The sequence below is a fragment of the Streptococcus marmotae genome (assembly GCF_001623565.1).
Taxonomy (GTDB): Bacteria; Bacillota; Bacilli; order Lactobacillales; family Streptococcaceae; genus Streptococcus; species Streptococcus marmotae.
Map to the genome: position 1 here is coordinate 779,103 of NZ_CP015196.1, position 20,650 is coordinate 799,752.

At 36.6% G+C, this 20,650-nt stretch carries 20 protein-coding genes and 3 tRNA genes; 19 read left to right on the forward strand and 4 right to left on the reverse strand.

Features of this window, described 5'->3' with window-relative positions; translation table 11 throughout:
• Positions 1 to 24: 24 nt before the first annotated feature.
• Both A4H00_RS03875 and A4H00_RS03880 read right to left on the reverse strand, forming a co-directional pair.
• Positions 25 to 98, reverse strand: a tRNA-Asn gene (locus tag A4H00_RS03875).
• 5 nt (positions 99 to 103) lie between these two features.
• A tRNA-Glu gene (locus A4H00_RS03880) sits at positions 104 to 175 on the reverse strand.
• Positions 176 to 288: 113 nt separating this feature from the next.
• Between A4H00_RS03880 and A4H00_RS03885 the strand changes: the two genes are divergently transcribed.
• Positions 289 to 362 (forward strand) — tRNA-Arg (locus A4H00_RS03885).
• Positions 363 to 518: 156 nt separating this feature from the next.
• Here the strand turns inward: A4H00_RS03885 and A4H00_RS03890 are convergent.
• Both A4H00_RS03890 and rlmH read right to left on the reverse strand, forming a co-directional pair.
• The gene (locus A4H00_RS03890; protein WP_237334214.1) at positions 519 to 1,052 is read right to left on the reverse strand and encodes a YoaK family protein; all 534 of its coding nucleotides are present in this window, start codon (positions 1,050 to 1,052) and stop codon (positions 519 to 521) included.
• Between the two features lie 25 nt (positions 1,053 to 1,077).
• On the reverse strand, positions 1,078 to 1,557 hold the full coding sequence (gene rlmH, locus A4H00_RS03895) for a 23S rRNA (pseudouridine(1915)-N(3))-methyltransferase RlmH (protein ID WP_067087514.1): 480 nt from the start codon (positions 1,555 to 1,557) through the stop codon (positions 1,078 to 1,080).
• 338 nt (positions 1,558 to 1,895) lie between these two features.
• Here rlmH and A4H00_RS03900 point away from each other — a divergent pair, with 338 nt between their 5' ends.
• The 18 genes from A4H00_RS03900 (at position 1,896) to A4H00_RS03980 (ending at position 20,491) form a co-directional block, all read left to right on the forward strand.
• Entirely contained in the window at positions 1,896 to 3,089 is a 1,194-nt protein-coding gene (locus tag A4H00_RS03900; protein ID WP_067087516.1) for a S1C family serine protease, read from the forward strand.
• 56 nt (positions 3,090 to 3,145) lie between these two features.
• Complete coding sequence (locus tag A4H00_RS03905; protein WP_067087518.1) at positions 3,146 to 3,907, forward strand: ParB/RepB/Spo0J family partition protein; 762 nt, start codon at positions 3,146 to 3,148, stop codon at positions 3,905 to 3,907.
• A 200-nt stretch (positions 3,908 to 4,107) separates the two neighbouring features.
• Positions 4,108 to 5,463 carry a chromosomal replication initiator protein DnaA gene (gene dnaA, locus A4H00_RS03910; protein WP_067087520.1) on the forward strand — a complete coding sequence of 452 codons (1,356 nt, stop codon included), beginning with the start codon at positions 4,108 to 4,110 and terminating at the stop codon, positions 5,461 to 5,463.
• Between the two features lie 148 nt (positions 5,464 to 5,611).
• Positions 5,612 to 6,748 (forward strand): DNA polymerase III subunit beta, encoded by a 1,137-nt coding sequence (dnaN, locus tag A4H00_RS03915; RefSeq protein WP_067087522.1) that lies wholly within the window; start codon positions 5,612 to 5,614, stop codon positions 6,746 to 6,748.
• A gap of 333 nt (positions 6,749 to 7,081) precedes the next feature.
• Positions 7,082 to 7,990: a diacylglycerol/lipid kinase family protein gene (locus tag A4H00_RS03920; protein ID WP_067087524.1), complete on the forward strand. Its 909-nt coding sequence runs from the start codon at positions 7,082 to 7,084 to the stop codon at positions 7,988 to 7,990.
• 2 nt (positions 7,991 to 7,992) lie between these two features.
• On the forward strand, positions 7,993 to 8,190 hold the full coding sequence (locus A4H00_RS03925) for a DUF951 domain-containing protein (protein WP_067087526.1): 198 nt from the start codon (positions 7,993 to 7,995) through the stop codon (positions 8,188 to 8,190).
• A gap of 186 nt (positions 8,191 to 8,376) precedes the next feature.
• Positions 8,377 to 8,565, forward strand: a complete 189-nt coding sequence (locus A4H00_RS03930) for a hypothetical protein (RefSeq protein WP_067087528.1) — start codon at positions 8,377 to 8,379, stop codon at positions 8,563 to 8,565.
• Positions 8,566 to 8,727: 162 nt separating this feature from the next.
• The gene (gene ychF, locus A4H00_RS03935; RefSeq protein WP_067087530.1) at positions 8,728 to 9,843 is read left to right on the forward strand and encodes a redox-regulated ATPase YchF; all 1,116 of its coding nucleotides are present in this window, start codon (positions 8,728 to 8,730) and stop codon (positions 9,841 to 9,843) included.
• An 86-nt stretch (positions 9,844 to 9,929) separates the two neighbouring features.
• A complete protein-coding gene (gene pth, locus A4H00_RS03940) occupies positions 9,930 to 10,499 on the forward strand; it encodes an aminoacyl-tRNA hydrolase (RefSeq protein ID WP_067087532.1) in 570 nt (189 codons plus the stop codon).
• 1 nt (position 10,500) lies between these two features.
• On the forward strand, positions 10,501 to 13,995 hold the full coding sequence (gene mfd / locus A4H00_RS03945) for a transcription-repair coupling factor (protein WP_067087534.1): 3,495 nt from the start codon (positions 10,501 to 10,503) through the stop codon (positions 13,993 to 13,995).
• Between the two features lie 50 nt (positions 13,996 to 14,045).
• Positions 14,046 to 14,333, forward strand: a complete 288-nt coding sequence (locus A4H00_RS03950) for an RNA-binding S4 domain-containing protein (RefSeq protein WP_067087536.1) — start codon at positions 14,046 to 14,048, stop codon at positions 14,331 to 14,333.
• The gene (locus A4H00_RS03955; protein WP_067087538.1) at positions 14,305 to 14,676 is read left to right on the forward strand and encodes an FtsB family cell division protein; all 372 of its coding nucleotides are present in this window, start codon (positions 14,305 to 14,307) and stop codon (positions 14,674 to 14,676) included. The genes A4H00_RS03950 and A4H00_RS03955 overlap by 29 nt, the downstream gene beginning before the upstream one ends.
• Positions 14,673 to 14,792 (forward strand): SP_0009 family protein, encoded by a 120-nt coding sequence (locus tag A4H00_RS12275; RefSeq protein WP_099092155.1) that lies wholly within the window; start codon positions 14,673 to 14,675, stop codon positions 14,790 to 14,792. Before A4H00_RS03955 ends, A4H00_RS12275 begins: the two co-directional genes overlap by 4 nt.
• Positions 14,793 to 14,805: 13 nt before the next feature.
• Complete coding sequence (locus A4H00_RS03960; RefSeq protein WP_067087540.1) at positions 14,806 to 16,086, forward strand: serine hydrolase; 1,281 nt, start codon at positions 14,806 to 14,808, stop codon at positions 16,084 to 16,086.
• Complete coding sequence (tilS, locus tag A4H00_RS03965) at positions 16,086 to 17,354, forward strand: tRNA lysidine(34) synthetase TilS (protein WP_067087542.1); 1,269 nt, start codon at positions 16,086 to 16,088, stop codon at positions 17,352 to 17,354. The genes A4H00_RS03960 and tilS overlap by 1 nt, the downstream gene beginning before the upstream one ends.
• 7 nt (positions 17,355 to 17,361) lie before the next feature.
• Positions 17,362 to 17,904: a hypoxanthine phosphoribosyltransferase gene (gene hpt, locus A4H00_RS03970; protein ID WP_067087544.1), complete on the forward strand. Its 543-nt coding sequence runs from the start codon at positions 17,362 to 17,364 to the stop codon at positions 17,902 to 17,904.
• 21 nt (positions 17,905 to 17,925) lie between these two features.
• Entirely contained in the window at positions 17,926 to 19,902 is a 1,977-nt protein-coding gene (gene ftsH / locus A4H00_RS03975) for an ATP-dependent zinc metalloprotease FtsH (RefSeq protein ID WP_067087546.1), read from the forward strand.
• Between the two features lie 124 nt (positions 19,903 to 20,026).
• The gene (locus A4H00_RS03980) at positions 20,027 to 20,491 is read left to right on the forward strand and encodes a transcriptional regulator (RefSeq protein ID WP_067086464.1); all 465 of its coding nucleotides are present in this window, start codon (positions 20,027 to 20,029) and stop codon (positions 20,489 to 20,491) included.
• Positions 20,492 to 20,650 lie beyond the last annotated feature (159 nt).

Genomic DNA, 20,650 nt, shown 5'->3' on the forward strand with positions numbered 1-20,650 from the left:
CAGCGTCTTTACTAATCTTTACAACTCCGCCAGTAGGACTCGAACCTACGACATCATGATTAACAGTCATGCGCTACTACCAACTGAGCTATGGCGGATGATATAGTCCGTACGGGATTCGAACCCGTGTTACCGCCGTGAAAAGGCGGTGTCTTAACCCCTTGACCAACGGACCATCTTAAGCACTATCTAGTATAATATACACTACCTTCTTTGTCAAGATTTTTTTGAAATTTTCTATATCTTGACAATTTGCATACTTTAGGTTACAATGAAAGGGTTGAAGTTGGTTCCATAGCTCAGCTGGATAGAGCATTCGCCTTCTAAGCGAACGGTCGCAGGTTCGAATCCTGCTGGAATCATGTTAAGCCTAGCTTGTTTCTAAGCTAGGCTTTTTTCTTTCCACAATTCATAATTCACATAAAAAGTTGGGAATAGGACACAAGCAAGAGAATACTCAGAGAATTTTAAAGAGAGAATCGTTGAAATACTGACTCCTAAGCTAAAACTGGCCAAAATCAAAATAGTTTCACGTCCTCTTTTTCGAAGAATTTTATCATTTTCCATCCAACCTTTAAACCACAAATAGCCGCATTCTTTAAATTTCCTGTCATCATAACATTGGCGTAAGGAGCTCCTCGCAACTTTTGAAAGGTTCCGATTTGAATGGAGGCAACAAATGCCAAAATGGCCATCGTCAGAACTGGTCCGACAAATGGTGTAATCATGACTGCGATAAAAATGAAGAGAGTCATGATTACACTGCTGATAAAATGGCGCAACCACTCATCTTTTCTAAAGTAGCTTTTGATAATATAGACGACAAATTGTCCAAAAATAAAGAAAATAATTGGATTTATAAAACTAACGGCTTGGAAGAATTCTCCTCTTGCCAAATAGTACGAAAGCATAATCACATTCCCTGATTGCACACCAGCAAAGCGTCCACCTTGTGTCACATAGGTAAAAGCATTTAAATAGCCACTGATAAAGGTTAAACTAATTGCTATTCTTAGACCTTCAAATATCTGATACTCTTTTTTCTTTGACATAGAACTCCTATTGTTTCACGTGAAACTACTTATGGTAAGGACTACCTTGTTGGATCATAAATGCACGATAAATTTGCTCTACTAAAACTAAACGCATCAGCTGATGAGGTAAGGTAAATAAACCAAAACTAACTAAAATGTTCGCCCGTTTTTTTATCCTTTCATGCAAACCAAGGCTCCCTCCGATAATAAATGTCATATCAGAATACCCTTTGACTGTGATATCTGCTAATAGCTGACTAAAATCCTCAGAGGCAAATTGCGTTCCTTCAATAGCTAGAGCAATGACGTACTCTCGGTCATTTATCTTAGCTAAAATTCGCTCTGATTCCTTTTTCAAAATACCATCATTTTCAGCTTGACTTGCTTTATCTGGTGTTTTCTCATCCAGCAATTCAATTAGTTCTATCTTTGTAAAACGTCCTAATCGTTTCACATACTCAGCAATCCCAGCTTTTAAATAGTTTTCTTTCAGTTTACCAACTGTGATTAATTTTATTTTCATAGTGCTATTGTACCATATCCATTGTAAACTCGGTAGCAAAATTTCCTTAGTTTAAAAGAGAGCATTTAGAACCTATATGCACAAGTGAAGTACTTTTACATAAGAGAAAGTTTTTCGCTAATCAAGGTAGTTTTTTAGGAAATACTGACTATATTTTGAAAAAAACGAACGATGAGTAGCTTAAAAACTAGCCGGAGGTAGAGATTCTGGACTGTGGATATAAGTTCTTACAATTATTACAGACTTATCCACAACCTGTGGATTGATTTTTTTTTGTTTTAAGCTATAATTAAGACAACAAGTCTATGATAAACTAAAAAGCTGGAGGTAAAAGCTATATGAAAAAATCACTAAAATTTATCCTTTTATTCTTAATTGGTTTTGCAGGAGGTCTAGCAGGAAACTTAGTTGCCCCTCTCATTCATCCTAACAAACCTGCCCAACCGGCTGTGCAAACAAAGAAAGAAAATGAACAAACAACTGTCAGTAATGTTCAATATAATAATGAAAATTCGACAACCTCAGCTGTAGAAAAAGTACAAAATGCCGTTGTATCCGTTATTAACTACCAAGCAACACGAGAAAATGCGTTTAGTTCGATTTTAGGAGATGCTGCACGTTCTGGAGAATTAACTGTTGCTGGTGAGGGATCTGGGGTTATCTACAAAAAAACAGATCAATTTGCTTATCTTGTCACGAATACACACGTCATTGCGGGTGCAGAAAAAATTGATATTCAGCTAGCTTCTGGAGAAAAAGTGGAAGGAGAATTAGTTGGATCTGATACCTATGCAGATATTGCAGTCATAAAAATTGCTGCTGATAAAGTAACAGCTGTAGCTGATTTTGCTAATTCTGATAAGATTAAGGTTGGTGAAACAGCAATTGCAATTGGTAGCCCACTTGGAAGTATTTATGCTAATACCGTAACGCAAGGAATTGTTTCCAGTCTCAGCCGAACAGTCACTTCAAAAGCAGAAGATGGTCAGACAATTTCAACCAACGCTATCCAAACTGATACTGCCATTAACCCTGGTAATTCTGGCGGACCGCTCATTAATATTCAAGGACAAGTAATTGGAATTACATCCAGCAAAATTACATCAAGTGCCAATACAGGTGTTTCAGTAGAAGGGATGGGATTTGCCATTCCAGCAAATGATGCAGTTAATATCATTAATCAGTTAGAAGAAAATGGAAAAGTTATTCGTCCAGCCCTTGGTATTCAAATGGTAAACTTGAATAACTTATCTAGTGAACAACGGAAAAAAGCTGGGCTTGATAATGAAAAAGTAAGAGCAGGGATTGTTGTTGTATCCACTCAAAAAGGGTTACCAGCAGATGGACAACTTGAACAATATGACGTGATTACAAAAATTGACGGAGATACTGTTGAAACAATCAGTGATTTGCAAAGTGCTCTTTACAAACATACAGTTGGAGATAACATCTCTGTTACCTATTACCGTGCAGGAAAAGAAAAAACGATTGACATCAAATTGACACATTCAACAGAAGATTTATCAAACTAGTTGCTAACTCACTTTACATCATTGTAAAGTGAGCTTTTTTTTGTTAAGATGGACATATGGAAGAACTACGCTACATTGCAATTAATGACATTACACCAAATCCTTATCAACCCAGAGTCCATTTTGACCAAGAAAAACTAGAAGAGCTGGCGCAATCAATTAAAGAAAACGGTCTAATTCAACCTTTAATTGTCAGAAAATCGGCGATTATTGGCTATGAATTACTAGCAGGAGAACGCAGGTTGCGAGCCAGTCAACTAGCAGGTTTGACAAGTGTTCCTGTAGTGATTAAAAATTTATCCGATGATGAGCTACTTTATCAAGCGATTATTGAAAATTTGCAACGCTCTGATCTGAATCCAATTGAAGAAGCAAAATCCTATCAACGCTTGATTGAAAAAAATTTAACTCATGACGAAATCGCTCAGATTATGGGAAAATCACGGCCATACATCACAAATATCCTTCGTTTACTACAACTATCAGATCCACTTATCTCAGCAGTTGAAGAAGGGATTTTGTCACAAGGACATGCCCGATTGTTAATTCCTTATTCAAGAAAAGAGCAAGAAAAGTGGCTTACCACCATTCTTCAAAAGGAGATGAGCGTTCGCTCTTTAGAACATGCTCTTTCTAAGAAAAAGACAACTGCTAAGAAAAAAGAAAATATCTTCGTAAAAGACATCGAGTCAACTCTTAGCAAAGTATTAGGTTCAGGAATTTCTATTGAGCAGAAAAAAAATGGGAGTGGTACCCTTACTATCTCTTTTAAAAATACAGAAGAATTGGAACGAATTATCCACACAATAACAAACTAGTGTGGATAGAATATTTTTATAAACAGCATTATTCACAACTTAAATATAGAAAATAAATTGAAAAATCAGCTTTCATATACTTTATACACATCTTGTGGAAAAGTAATGTGAAGATGTGGAAAATTTTGTTCAGTTGTGGAAAACTTTCCCGTTTTATGATACACTATTAGGACAGATTAATAGAAAGAGGGGAGGAACCTGTGGATAAACAGCAATTATTTTGGAGCCGGGTGCTACAGCTAGCTAAGAGTAAGCTCAATCAAGGAGCATATGACTTTTATGTAGAAAATGCACAATTACTCGGCATCTCCTCAAATCAAGTACAAATCTTCCTAGATAGTCCCTATAAGCAACTCTTTTGGGATCAAAATTTAAAAGATATTCTTATCACTGCAGGATTTGAAATTTTTGATAGCCAACTTTCCATTGATTATCAATTTACCCTTGATACTCCTGAAAGAGGAACTGTTCGTGAGCCGATAGAGCAGTTACAGCCCGTAACACAACAAAAGATACAACAACCACTTCATCCAGATATCAAACCGCAATATACCTTTGAAAATTTTGTCCAAGGGGACAATAATCAAATGGCTAAGGCAGGAGCCTTGGCAGTTGCTGATAATCCTGGAAGTTTATATAACCCTTTGTTTATTTATGGTGGTCCGGGTTTAGGTAAGACACACCTCTTAAATGCGATTGGGAACTGGATATTAAGAAATAATCCTCACGCGCGTATTAAATATGTCTCGACTGAGACCTTTATCAATGATTTTTTAGAACATCTGCGTTTAAACGACATGGAGAATTTTAAAAAAATTTATCGCAATTTGGATGTCCTACTAATTGATGATGTTCAATTTTTACGAAATAAGGCATCGACTCAGGAAGAATTCTTTCATACTTTTGAAGCGCTCTATGGAAAGAATAAACAGATTGTCTTAACAAGTGACCGCAACCCCGACTATTTGGATAATCTAGAAGAACGGCTTGTGACACGCTTTAAATGGGGAACAACTTCTGATATTACACCGCCTGATTTGGAAACGCGTATTGCTATTTTACGCAATAAATGTGAAGATTATCCCTATGACTTTACTGACGATACTCTTTCTTATATAGCTGGACAATTTGATTCTAATATTCGTGATCTTGAGGGGGCTTTGAAGGATATTCATCTTTTGGCTAGTGTCAAAAATTTGACTGTAATCACTGTTGATGTAGCTGCTGAAGCTATTCGTGCACGCAAACAGACAAATCCTGTCAATACAATCATTACAATCGAAACGATTCAAAATGAAGTGGGACAATTCTATGGAGTTAGTCTCAAGGAAATCAAGGGGGCAAAACGAGTGCAAAATATCGTCCATGCTAGGCAAGTAGCCATGTACCTCGCACGAGAAATGACGGATAACTCTTTACCTAAAATTGGAAAAGAATTTGGCAATCGTGATCATACAACGGTGATGCACGCGCATAATAAGATAAAAACAATGGTATTAGAAGACGAAAATTTAGAAATTGAACTGACTACTATCAAAAATAAAATTCGTCACTGAGGATAACTCACAAATATAATTCACAGTTTTCCACAGTCTATACACATGAGTTAATCTCACTAAATACACGCTATTTACTTCTTTTCCACAGAATACACAGAAACTACTATTACTACTAACTTTATAATCTATAAATAAAGGAGAATCCATGATTCAATTTTCTATCAATAAAACAGTATTTTTACAAGCCTTAACGATTACTAAGAGAGCAATCAACAGTAAAAATGCCATTCCTATTTTATCGACTGTAAAAATCGAAGTATCAGCAGAAGGAATTACCTTAACTGGGTCAAATGGACAAATTTCCATTGAGAATTTTATCTCTATTCAAGATGAAAATGCTGGTTTATTGATTTCTTCTCCAGGATCCATCTTGCTAGAAGCATCTTTCTTCATTAACGTGGTATCTAGCTTACCAGACATTGTCTTAGAAGTACGTGAAATCGAGCAGCAACAAGTCGTCTTAACAAGTGGGAAGTCAGAAATTACTCTAAAAGGAAAAGAAGCAGAACACTATCCTCGTTTGCAGGAAGTATCAATTGCTAAACCACTTACTTTAAAAACGAGTGTCTTGAAAGAGACAATCAATGAAACAGCTTTTGCAGCTTCAACACAAGAGAGTCGCCCTATTTTAACAGGTGTTCACTTTGTTTTAACAGAAAATCATTCTCTTAAAACAGTAGCAACAGATTCTCATCGGATGAGTCAACGAAAATTGATTTTGGACAAAGCTGGGGATAACTTTAACGTTGTCATTCCAAGCCGTTCCTTACGTGAGTTTGTGACTGTTTTTACGGATGATATTGAAACTGTAGAAGTATTCTTCTCAAATAATCAGATGCTCTTTAGAAGTGAGCATATCAGCTTCTATACTCGTTTACTTGAAGGAACTTACCCAGATACTGATCGCTTAATTCCGACAGAATTCACTACAACAGCGATTTTTGATACAGCTAAATTGCGTCAAGCAATGGAGCGGGCTCGTTTGCTGTCAAATGCTACTCAAAACGGTACTGTAAAGTTAGAAATTATAGAAGGGCAAGTGTCAGCTCACGTGTATTCACCAGAAGTTGGTCGAGTCAATGAAGAATTAGATACACTTGAAGTGACAGGAGAAGATTTGGTGATTAGCTTTAATCCAACTTATCTCATTGATGCTCTAAAAGCGGTTAATAGCGAGCAAATTAAGATTAGCTTTATTTCTCCAGTTCGTCCATTTACCCTAGTACCAAACTCAGATGAGCTTGATTTTATCCAACTGATTACACCAGTACGGACAAATTAATGAAAAAGGGAGTGGGACAAGATATACCCTCATCCATAGAACAACGAAAAAACTTATAAATCTCTTACTAAGATACTATTCTTAGTAAGAGATTTTTTGTATAAAAAGTACAGCTTTTCTCAAATTTCGTAAAAAGCAGAATGACATAGTATGTGATTGACAGGATAATCTAATCGATAGTTAGGAGAGTGACTAGTAATATCTAATATTACAAAAACAAGATAGTTACTAGTTTCCTTTACATCCTCATATCTTGTAACAAAATGAAGAAAGTTGATATTGCTGGAATTATGACTTTTTTCCCAGTGCCTTTTATGTTATACTAGGGTAAAAATGAAAACGATTAGAGAAATGATTGTATATATTTTAGCAAATCCTCATGCCGGAAATGGTCAGGCTTTTACAATCGTGAAAGACATTCAAAGAACTTATCCACAAGTGCGGATAGAAAGTTATGTTACAGCGAGTAAAAATGATGAATATGCACAAGTAGAAGCGATTTTATCCGTTTTTCGGAAAGAACAGGACCGTTTCTTGATTTTAGGTGGAGATGGAACGTTATCGAAAGTGTTGTCTGTTTGGCCACAAGAGCTTCCTTTTGCCTACTTTCCCACTGGATCAGGAAATGATTTTGCGCGTGCTGTTGGCATTCGGTCGTGGCAGCAAGTGATGGAAACGATATTGACAATTCCACCTGTACCAATTTGTGTGTTAAGTATGCCAGAAGGAGTGGTCATCAATAGTTTAGACATTGGCTATCCTGCCCGTGTTATTGCACATTCTGAAAAAACAGCCTTAAAAAAATGGTTTAATCGACTAAAAATCGGAAAGTTGACCTATATTTTCTTTGGAGTTCTTGGTTTGTTTAATTCTTCCCAATTATCAGCTTGTATTGAAATCAATCATCAGAAGATGGAATTGGAGCATCTCTTTTTTCTCTCTATTGCAAACAACACTTACTTTGGTGGTGGGATCATGATTTGGCCAGAGGCTCATATTACAAAGCCACAAATGGACCTTGTCTATGTTTCAGCACCTTCGATTTTCCAGCGTATCAAGGCCTTGTTAGAATTGATTTTAAAACGTCACAAGACCTCTTCTGTGTTGCATCATGTCACAGCAGAAACTGTTAAATTGACATTGCCTCATGAAATAGTTGCTCAAGTAGACGGAGAATTACAGACGCTTCAACAGCTGACCATTAGCTGCCAAACACGCTATTATTATCTTGGAAAGGAATAAAGATGTACAAATTAGAAAGTATCGTTGAAATGAAAAAGCCACATGCTTGTGTCATCAAATCAACAGGTAAAAAGGCAAATGCTTGGGAAGTCATGCGCTTAGGAGCAGATATTAAAATTCGTTGCACCAACTGCGATCATCTTGTCATGATGAGCCGTCATGATTTTGAGCGGAAGATGAAGAAAGTCTTGCAACCGTAGAAAGTCTATTTAAAGCGATTTTTGCAACATTTTTCAAGCTCTAGTTGACAAAAAAATGTCAAAAAATAAGTCTTGATTTGCTAGCTAAGAAGGCAAATTTTTATTATGATAGAGATGTAAGCTGAAAAACACTTTGTCTCTCGGCGAGCAATCTCTAAGTAGGATAAAGGTGAGGCAAATCCTGGTTTGGATAATGTTGTTACATTAGCAAGAATCTTTGAAGTAAGTCTGGATGAGTTGGTACTTGGTAAAACAGAAGAAGTTCGCATCGAGCGGGTGGTTGAGAAGTCGGAGCGTCCTATGAATGTCTGGGAGTTTTTGGATAAACATTCAGAAAGTAGCAAAAGCGAAACTTTGATGCTCATTGCATTCTAGTCGTATTTTTTCGTAGTAGCATTGGTTCGCTATGTTTCAAACTAGTTTAAAAGTGTTTGTGTTGGGTGAATTTCTCTTCATTTAGCTTGCTATTTAGCAAGCTTTTTTAAATTTTTTCTGCTATAATAATCTTGATTGAAATTTTTGAATGGAGAATAAGAAATGGCTTTAACAGCAGGTATCGTTGGCTTACCAAATGTTGGAAAATCAACCCTATTTAATGCGATTACAAAGGCAGGAGCAGAAGCAGCAAACTATCCCTTTGCGACCATTGATCCCAATGTCGGAATGGTAGAAGTACCAGATGAGCGCTTGCAGAAATTAACAGAACTGATTACTCCTAAAAAGACAGTCCCAACAACTTTTGAATTTACAGATATTGCAGGAATTGTCAAAGGGGCTTCTAAGGGGGAAGGTCTTGGAAATAAATTCTTGGCCAATATCCGTGAGGTAGATGCGATTGTCCATGTTGTTCGTGCATTTGATGATGAAAATGTCATGCGGGAACAAGGGCGTGAGTCTGCTTTTGTGGATCCAATGGCTGATATTGAAACAATTAATTTAGAATTGATCTTGGCAGATTTAGAGAGTGTCAACAAACGCTATGCGCGTGTGGAAAAAATGGCTCGTACACAAAAGGATAAGGATTCAGTAGCAGAATTTACTGTTTTACAAAAAATCAAACCAGTTTTAGAAGACGGTAAATCTGCTCGAACCATTGATTTCACAGAAGAAGAGCAAAAGGTTGTGAAAGGCTTATTCCTTTTAACGACAAAACCAGTTCTTTATGTGGCAAATGTTAGCGAAGAGGATGTAGCAGATCCAGATAATATTGACTACGTGAAGCAAATTCGTGAGTTTGCAGCGACAGAAAATGCAGAGGTTGTCGTTATTTCGGCGCGTGCAGAAGAAGAAATTTCTGAACTTGATGAAGCAGATAAGGCTGAATTTTTAGAAGCAATGGGCTTAACGGAATCAGGTGTTGATAAATTAACACGAACTGCTTATCATTTGCTGGGTCTAGGAACCTACTTTACAGCAGGCGAAAAGGAAGTGCGTGCATGGACCTTTAAACGTGGTATCAAAGCCCCACAAGCTGCTGGTATCATCCATTCAGACTTTGAAAAAGGCTTTATCCGTGCTGTGACCATGTCCTATGATGACCTCATGTCCTATGGTAGTGAAAAAGCTGTTAAAGAAGCAGGACGTCTTCGTGAGGAAGGAAAAGAATACATTGTCCAAGATGGTGACATTATGGAATTCCGCTTTAATGTGTAACGAATACAGAATAGTGAAGAGGCTGGGATAATCTATTCCCTCCTTCTTCTTTTTTCGCTTAAAGTAGTATGTGAAGAGGATAAATCATGACAAAATTAATTGTAGGCTTAGGCAATCCAGGAGATCGCTATGAGAATACTAAGCATAATGTTGGTTTTATGTTTATTGACCGGATTGCAGAGAAAGAAAATGTGACCTTTAGCCATGACAAGATTTTTCAGGCAGAGATTGCTTCAACCTTTATAAATGGTGAAAAAATCTATCTCGTTAAGCCGACGACCTTTATGAATGAATCTGGTAAGGCCGTCCATGCCCTCTTAGCCTATTATGGGTTAGAAATAGAGGATTTATTAGTCGTTTATGATGATTTAGATATGGTGGTCGGAAAAGTACGTTTTCGTCAGAAAGGGTCGGCAGGTGGTCACAATGGCATCAAGAGTATCATTAAACATCTGGACAGTCAGGAATTTGATCGCATTAAGATTGGAATTGGCAGGCCAAAGAATGGTATGACCGTTGTTCAGCATGTCCTGTCTCAATTTGATACCAATGATCGTATTGCAGTTGAGTTAACCTTGGAAAAACTTGACGACTTTGTAAACTTTTATTTACAAGAAAACGATGCAGAAAAGATAATGAGAAAGTATAATAATTAAGATGAATATCATTGAATTAGTCAATCGTAATAGGCAAATTGACAAGTGGCAAGCAGGTTTATATCAATCAAAGCGTCAGCTCATCATGGGACTTTCAGGAACAATGAAGGCCCTCGTCATGGCATCAGTATTTGATGTAATGGATGAAAAATGTTTGATTGTAACACCAACTCAGAATGAAGCTGAGAAGTTAACCCAAGAATTGATGAATATCCTGGGAAGTGATGTTGTTTACAACTTCTTTACAGATGACAACCCTGTAGCTGAATTTGTTTTTGCTTCTAATGATCGCACAAAGGCTCGATTAGACAGTCTGAACTTTCTTCTAGATAGAAAGAAATCAGGGATTATTGTAGCTAGTATGGCTGCTTGCCGTATTCTATTGCCTAATCCTTTGTCTTATCAACAAGCTAGTATTCAATTAGCAATAGGAGAAGAATGTGAAGTTGACAAACTTGTAAAGAAATTACAAGAAATCGGCTATAAAAAAGTTTCTCGTGTCTTATCCCAAGGTGAATTTAGTCAACGTGGAGACATTCTTGATATTTTTGAAATGAGTCAAGAACATCCCTATCGTTTGGAATTTTTTGGCGATGAGATTGATGGGATACGTCAGTTTGATAGTGAGAGTCAATTGTCGATTGAAACAATTGAAGAGTTGTTTATCACACCAGCTTCTGATATGATTTTTTCTTCAGAAGATTTTTTGCGTGCTGAAAAAAAGTTGACAGATAATTTACAAACATTACAGCAGCAAGAACAGATTTCATATATAGAGGAGGTCTTAGCAGATGTCAAACAGACCTACCGTCACCCAGATAGTCGGAAATTTCTATCTTATTTCTATGAAAAAGAATGGACTTTACTCGATTATCTTCCTAGGCACACACCAGTATTTTTTGATGATTTTCATAAAATAGCTGATCGACATGCTCAATTTGATGTAGAAGTTGCAGAACTGTTGACACAAGATTTACAAAATAACAAGTCTCTGTCAACGTTACATTATTTTGCATCTACCTACTCATCTTTTAGAAAATACAAACCTGCAACCTACTTTTCTGTCTTTCAAAAAGGATTAGGTAATCTCACATTTGATGCAATTTACCAATTTAATCAACATTCCATGCAGGAGTTCTTCAATCAAATTCCGTTATTGCAAGACGAATTGAGACACTATGCTAAGTCTTCACATACGGTTATTCTTCAAGCAGAGTCACATTCTTCTTTACAACGTTTACAAAAAACATTACAGGAATATGAGATTGAACTGCCTTTTGTTGAGCCTAATGATATAGAAATAGGTCAGCAACAAATTACCATTGGTCAGTTATCAACGGGATTTCATTTCTTAGATGAGAAGATTGCCTTGATTACTGAGCATGAGATTTTTCATAAAAAGATCAAGCGCAAAGTCCGTCGGAATACGATTTCAAATGCTGAACGATTAAAGGATTATAGTGAATTGTCTGTTGGCGATTATGTAGTCCACTCTGTTCACGGTGTTGGGCAATACCTTGGAATTGAAACAATTGAAATATCGGGAATTCATCGCGATTATTTGAGTATTCAATACCAGAACAATGATCGTATTTCCCTACCAGTTGAGCAAATTGATGTATTGTCCAAGTATCTTGCTTCAGATGGTAAAACACCCAAACTCAATAAATTAAATGATGGTCGTTTCCAACGAACCAAGCAGAAGGTAGTAAAACAAGTTGAAGATATTGCCGATGATTTGATTCGTCTTTATGCAGAGCGTAGTCAATTAAAAGGCTTTGCTTTCTCACCTGATGATGAAAATCAAGTCGAGTTTGACCAGCATTTCACTTATGTTGAAACAGAAGACCAACTTCGTTCCATACAAGAAATTAAAAAAGATATGGAAAAATCATCTCCAATGGATCGTCTATTGGTAGGAGATGTTGGTTTTGGTAAAACAGAAGTTGCCATGCGTGCTGCCTTTAAAGCAGTTAATGATGGGAAACAAGTTGCTATTTTAGTTCCGACAACAGTTTTAGCTCAGCAACATTTTGCGAATTTCCAAAGTCGTTTTGCAGAGTTTCCCGTTAATATTGATGTGATGAGCCGTTTTAAGACCAAGGCTGAGCAAGAAGCGACACTTGAAAAACTCAAAAAAGGCCAAGTAGATATTTTGATTGGAACCCACCGCTTATTGTCAAAAGATGTTGAATTTGCTGATTTGGGGCTTTTAGTCATTGATGAAGAGCAGCGTTTTGGAGTAAAGCATAAAGAGCGCTTGAAAGAATTGAAAAGTAAAATAGATGTTCTGACATTAACAGCAACGCCTATTCCAAGAACATTGCAGATGTCTATGTTGGGAATTCGCGATTTATCTGTTATTGAAACACCACCGACAAATCGCTACCCTGTTCAAACTTATGTTTTAGAAACAAATCCAACGATTATTCGCGATGCTATTTTACGAGAGATGGATAGAGGTGGACAAGTTTACTATCTTTACAATAAAGTTGACACTATTGAACAAAAAGTGTCTGAATTGAGAGAGTTGGTACCAGAAGCAACAATTGGTTTTGTTCATGGGCAAATGTCAGAGATTCAACTGGAAAATACGCTCCTATCCTTTATTGAAGGGGAATATGATGTATTAGTGACAACCACTATTATTGAAACAGGGGTGGATATTCCAAATGCCAATACCCTATTTATTGAAAATGCAGATCATATGGGATTGTCAACCTTGTATCAATTGAGAGGTCGTGTTGGTCGTTCAAACCGCATTGCGTATGCCTATTTAATGTATCGTCCAGATAAGAATTTGACAGAAGTTGCAGAAAAGAGATTGGAAGCCATAAAAGGGTTTACAGATTTGGGGTCTGGTTTTAAAATTGCCATGCAAGATTTATCTATTCGAGGTGCTGGCAATATCTTAGGAGCTGCGCAAAGTGGATTTATTGATTCAGTTGGATATGAACTGTATTCTCAATTATTAGAAAATGCTATTTTGGAGAAGCAAGGAAAACAAGCTAGACGGGAAAAAAGCAATACAGAACTCAATCTATCGATTGATGCTTATTTGCCAAGTGACTATATTACAGACCAGCGTCAAAAAATTGAAATTTATAAGCGCATTAAGCAACTTGAAAATCGTGTGGATTATGAAGAATTACAGGATGAATTGATTGATCGATTTGGAGAATATCCAGATGTAGTTGCCTATCTTCTGGAAATTGGCTTATTAAAATCTTATTTCGATCAACTATTTGCTCAAAAAGTGGAAAGAAAACAAGAGCAAATTATCGTCACCTTTGAGGAAATGTCGGGTCAAATTTTCCTAATGCAAGATTATTTTGAGGCACTTTCTGCAACCAAGTTAAAAGCTCGTATTTCTGAAAATAAGGGCCGTGTAGAATTAGTCTTTTTATCAGATAAGAAGAAAGATTATCAAATTATCGAGGAACTCATGCATTTTGCTGAAAAAATGCTAGAAATTAAGGCTCGAAAAAACTCCTAAAGTGTTAAAAGTAATTAAAAAGTGATACAATAAAGAAATGAGGTGAAAAAATGAGATTAGATAAGTATTTAAAAGTTTCTCGTATTATCAAACGCCGTACAGTGGCAAAAGAAGTAGCGGATAAGGGAAGAATAAAAGTCAATGGTATTTTGGCGAAATCATCGACTGACTTAAAAGAAAATGACCAGATTGAAATCCGTTTTGGTAATAAATTGCTAGTGGTCAAGGTGCTTGAAATGAAAGATAGCACCAAGAAAGAAGATGCGCTGAAGATGTATGAAATCATCAGCGAAGCAAGGATTGAGGCAGATGAAAAAATCGAATATTCTCCAAATTAATAATCACTATATTCAGGAAGAATTACAAAAAAGTCAGCGTTATCGGCAAGAAAAAAAGCAAAAGAATCGATTTATGGGGTCTATTCTGATTTTGGTTGTTTTTCTCTTTGTTTTACCAACCTATAATCTGGTTACGAGTTATCAGACACTGCAAAAACGAGAGGAGCAGTTATCTGAGTTAGAAAATCGTTATGAAGAATTAGAAGCGCAACAAAAAATGGAATCTTCATTGGTAAAAAAATTAGAAGATGAGGAGTATGTTGCAAAATATATTCGAGCAAAAATTCAATATTCAAAGGATGGGGAATTTATCTATAATATTCCAGGGTTATTACCACGATGACAGAAACGATTGTAGACATTGTTGAAAAATTTTTGGCCTACTCTGATGAAAAATTAGAAGAATTAGCTGAGAAAAATCAAACCTTAAAATTAGAAAAGAAAGAAACAAAACAATAGGAAAGGAGGGAACATGAAAAAACAGTTATTATGGCTCATTAGTCCAGTTTTATTTGCAGCTACATCAGTTGGAAGTACCGAAATTCCATTTGAATTATCAAATCAGATGAACTATCAGTTGAATTATAAAGAGTATAGTACCGATTTTCAAACTGTTCCAACCAATCCAAATGTATACGAAGAAGTTGACAGTTACCTTGACAAAGAGTTGACAATTCCTTTCAAAAAAATTAAGCCAAACCAATCTTTTTCAATTATAGATGTTGTCGTCAATGATCAAAATCAATTGGTCTTTCAATTGAAAGATAAGAGTTATGTAGTTGCTGATCAGACAAGTATCTATGATGATATTGTCTTACATCGTACGGTTCTTTCAGAAAAAGTCTGGCTCAAGAAAAATTTTACTGTTTATTCCAGTCCTATTGCTAACCAAGCTAAAAAACTAACTCTTTATTTAAAACCTTATCAAGAAGTAACTGTGTCAGAAATTGCTGAAACTCATTTGGGGTTCTTTGCCAAGATTCATTCTAAAGGCTGGGTTAACATCAATGATGTATCTGAAACAGACAATCGTATAGAGGCTGTTCAAGATTTGTTGACAAGTAAATATTCTTCTAAAAATATAGCTGTCTATGTCAAAAAGTTGTCAACAGGAGAGACAGCAGGTGTCAATCAGGATACAATGATGTATGCTGCGAGTGTGACGAAACTTCCTACTCTTTACTATGCTCAAGTAAAACTAGATGAAGGAAAAATAAACTTGACAGATACTGTAAAGTATGTAAAAGAAACAGAAGATTTTAACGGTGCCTATGACCCAGAAGGAAGCGGGTCAATTGTTAAAACACCAGATAATCAGCAGTATCGGATGGATGATTTGCTTAATCGAACTGCAAAAGAATCAGATAATGTAGCGAGTAACTTACTTGGTTATTATGCAGCAGATAAATTTGACAAACGCTTTTATCGTGAAACAACTAGAATTGTTGGGCAAAAATGGGATATGGTGTCACGAATGGCTACAGCTGAAATGGCAGGACTAATGATGGAGGCCATTTACCGTCAGAATGGCTATGTACTTGAAAGCTTGTCTGCTACTAATTTTGATGACCAACGGATTGCACGTGATATAAATGTTAAGGTCGCTCATAAAATTGGGGATGCCTATGATTTTAAGCATGATGTAGCTGTTGTCTATGCAGGAGAGCCCTTTATTCTGTCTATTTTTACGGATCAATTAAGTTATGATGTTATTTCACAGATTGCAAATGATGTATATGGAATTTTAAAATAATGGAAGAAAAATTTTTAAAAGTGACGCAAAAAGGTCACTTTTTTGATAAACATGAGTCTGTTCTCATTGCTGTTTCAGGCGGAAAAGATTCGATGAATCTCGCACATCTTCTTTACAAATACCAAGCAGTTCTCGGCATACGAATTGGAATTGCCCATGTCAATCATCAACAACGACCCGAATCCATTGCAGAAGAAGTTTTTGTGAAAAATTGGGCAGAGAAGAGAGGACTTCCCTTTTATATTTCTTATTTTGAAGGAAAATTTTCTGAAGAAGTAGCTCGTAAAATGCGATATGATTTTTTTGCCACTATCATGAGAGATTATCAGTATACAGCTTTGGTAACAGCTCATCATGCTGGTGACCAAGCAGAAACGATTTTTATGCGCTTGATTCGGGGTAGTCGTTTGATGCATATGTCTGGGATAAAATCGGTTCAACCATTTGCGACAGGAGAATTGATTCGTCCCTTGCTATCTTTCAAGAAAGAAGAATTGTTGGAAGTGGAACATATGGAAGATAGGAGTAACAGTTCTCCTATTTATCTGCGAAACCGTGTTCGTAATGATTATCTTCCGATGTTGGAAAAAGAAAACCCCCAGCTTTCCCATGCCTTACTAAATCTGGGAAGAGAATCGGAAATACTATATCGAGCTATCACAGAATTAACCTGGTCTACTGATATCACTGATATGGCAGTATTTCAATCACAATCGCAAGCTGTACGTTATATCTTACTACAGCAATATGTGGAACAATTTCCAGACCTCCAATTGACACGAGAACAATTTGAACAACTACTGACAATTCTTGAAACAAAGTCCAACTATCATCATCATTTAAAAGGCGATTATTACCTGATAAAAGATTATCAACATTTTGCTATTACAAAAATACAACCTGAGACGGATAGGCAACCAGAACAATACATGATAGAATCAGAAGGTATTTTTCAATATGGATCGTTCATTTTTTCATTAAATGTGCCACTAGAGCAAGCAACACAGATTCTGTATCTTCAAGCGGATAAGCCTATTATTTTACGAAGAAGAAGAGCAGGAGATAAAATGTTACTTAACTCCTTTCATAAAAAGATTCGTCGTTATTTTATTGATGAAAAAGTACCAAAAAAAGTACGAGATGAAGCTGTTTTGGTTGAACAAGATGGAAAAATCTATGGAATTGCCAATATGGCTATCAGTGATTTGAGTAAATCATTAAAAAATGATATAATCAAAGCTACATTATATATAAAAATGAAAGAGTGAACGGAATATGTTGGAAAAAGATATCAAAAAGATCCTTATTTCAGAAGAAGAAATTGTTGCTAAAAGCAAGGAATTAGGAAAGATTTTAACAGAAGAATATGCTGGAAAAAATCCTTTATTGGTTGGTATTTTGAAAGGTTCTATTCCTTTTATGGCAGAACTTGTGAAACATATTGACACTCATATTGAAATGGACTTCATGGTTGTATCTAGTTACCATGGAGGTACTGAGAGCAGTGGTACTGTCAAAATCATTAAGGATTTAGATACAAATGTTGCAGGTCGTGATGTTTTGTTCATTGAAGATATTATTGATACAGGACGCACACTGAAGGAATTGAAGGAATTGTTTGCTTTGCGCCAAGCAGCTTCTATTAAAATTGTGACATTACTTGATAAACCAGAAGGTCGCGTAGTTGAAATTGAACCAGACTATACTTGCTTTACAATTCCAAATGAATTTGTTGTAGGATTTGGTCTAGATTATAATGAAAACTACCGCAATATTCCTTATGTAGGAGTCTTAAAAGAGGAAGTTTACTCAAAATAGAAAAAGGTTACTATAGTATTTATGAAAAATAAACACACTAAAGGATTAATCCGAAATCCTTTTCTCATTATATTATTAATTGCTACCATTCTGACAGGTTACCAGTTTTTAAAAGCTGGCAACCAAATTTCGTCCCATGAAATCAGCTATTCACAAGTTGTAAAAGAGTTAGAAGATGGAAATGTTACGGACATTACTTATCAACCAAATGGTAGTATCATAGAGGTATCTGGAACCTATAAGAATGCAAGAGTTAGCGAAAGTAAAGCTGCAGAGTCGATTAAATTATTCCAGATTTCTGATAAGGTAAGTTATAGTAAGTTTACTTCTACTATATTGGCAGCTGATTCTACATTAGCTGATTTACAATCTCTGGCTAGTGAGCATGATGTGAAAGTGACTGTTAAGCCAGAAAGTTCCAATAGTCTTTGGTTAAATATTTTAATCAATATTTTCCCGCTTATTATTTTCGGTGTCTTCTTTGTGATGATGATGAATCAAGGTGGCGGTGGCGCTCGTGGCGCCATGAACTTTGGTCGGAATAAAGCGAAGGCATTGGAAAAAAGTAATGTTAAAGTGCGTTTTTCAGATGTGGCTGGAGCAGAGGAAGAAAAACAAGAATTAGTAGAAGTTGTTGAGTTTTTAAAAGATCCAAAACGCTTTACAAAATTAGGTGCACGGATTCCTGCAGGTGTCCTACTTGAGGGACCTCCAGGAACTGGTAAAACACTACTTGCAAAAGCTGTTGCTGGAGAAGCCGGTGTCCCGTTCTTTAGTATTTCTGGCTCTGACTTTGTAGAAATGTTTGTCGGAGTAGGTGCTAGCCGTGTTCGTTCTCTCTTTGAAGATGCTAAAAAAGCAGCACCAGCTATTATTTTTATTGATGAAATTGATGCTGTTGGTCGTCAACGTGGAGTTGGTATGGGTGGTGGAAACGATGAACGTGAACAGACTCTTAACCAATTGTTGATTGAAATGGATGGATTTGCTGGTAACGAAGGTATCATTGTTATTGCAGCAACCAACCGCAGTGATGTATTAGATCCAGCCCTTCTTCGTCCTGGACGTTTTGACCGCAAAGTATTGGTTGGAAGACCAGATGTTAAAGGTCGTGAAGCTATTTTGAAAGTCCATGCCAAAAATAAACCACTGGCAGACGATGTTGACTTGAAATTAGTAGCACAACAAACACCAGGTTTTGTCGGAGCTGATTTAGAAAATGTATTAAATGAGGCAGCTCTTGTTGCAGCACGTCAAAACAAATCCGTTATTGATGCGTCTGATATTGATGAAGCAGAGGATCGTGTTATTGCAGGACCTTCTAAGAAAGATCGTCAGATTTCAAAACGTGAGCGTGAGATGGTGGCATATCATGAAGCTGGACATACTATTGTTGGACTTGTTCTTTCAAATGCGCGTGAGGTACATAAGGTAACTATTGTTCCTCGTGGACGTGCTGGTGGTTATATGATAGCCTTGCCAAAAGAGGACCAAATGCTTCTATCTAAGGAAGATATGAAAGAGCAGTTGGCAGGTCTTATGGGTGGTCGTGTAGCAGAAGAAATTATATTTAATGCTCAGACAACAGGGGCTTCAAATGATTTTGAGCAAGCAACTCAAATGGCTCGTGCCATGGTAGCAGAATATGGAATGAGTGACAAGATGGGACCAATGCAGTATGAAGGAAATCATGCTATGTTTGGTGGCTATACTACACCGAAACATATCTCTGAGCAAACAGCTTATGAATTAGATAATGAAGTTCGTAAATTATTGAATGAAGCGCGTGATAAAGCAGCTGAAATTATTCAGGCAAATAGAGAAACTCATAAATTGATTGCGGAAGCCTTGTTGAAATATGAAACGTTGGATAGCATCCAAATCAAATCGCTTTATGAAACTGGCCAAATGCCAACAGATTTGAGTCATCCTGATAATGATGATGTGCACCCCCTTTCATATGATGAAATCAAAGAAAAAATGCAAGAAGAGAAATAATAAGCAAATAGGTAGTTGAGATGGGTACTCAGCTACCTATTTTCGATTTATAGGACAAAAAAGTCCTTTTCTATCTTGTATCGATTTGGTAAATTAGAGATAGAAGAATGAAAGGAGAAGCAGGATGGACTTTAAGAGACTCTATTTACAAGTACGCCCGATAGTAGTGAAAGCCCGGAAGGAATACTATATTAAGAGCTGGGAGGTCAGCGACTGGGATCAAGAAGGGATGTATATATTGTATTGCTTACTAGAGCGCGAGGCAGGGATAGAAGAGGACCCTAGTCGCTTATATCGGTATTATAAAGTAAAATTCCGCAATTACATCAAAGACATCATTCGGAAACAAGAAAGCCAGAAACGGAAGTTTGACCGGATGAGCTATGAGGAAATAGGAGAAGTATCGCATAAGCTAGGGAGCGGCGGCTTAGTTACAGATGAGTTAATCTGTCTCCGCGACAGACTAAGTAGCTATCGTTCCCAACTAAGTGAAGAAGAAGTTGGCCAATATGAACTCCTCATAAGCGGGAGGAACTTCAAAGGGCGTCGGAAGATGTTACGCGAGTTACGGGTCTATTTAGAAGATTAGAAAAAAAAAGAAAAAAGTTCTTGACAATCGAAGGTCAAATGTAGTATATTAGGATAGCTGACGCAGAACAGCCACGGAAAATTCCCGGAGAGACAAAAAAGATGAAAAAAATTAAAAAAAGTTTCAAAAAAGTGTTGACAAGGAATTGAAGAAGTGATA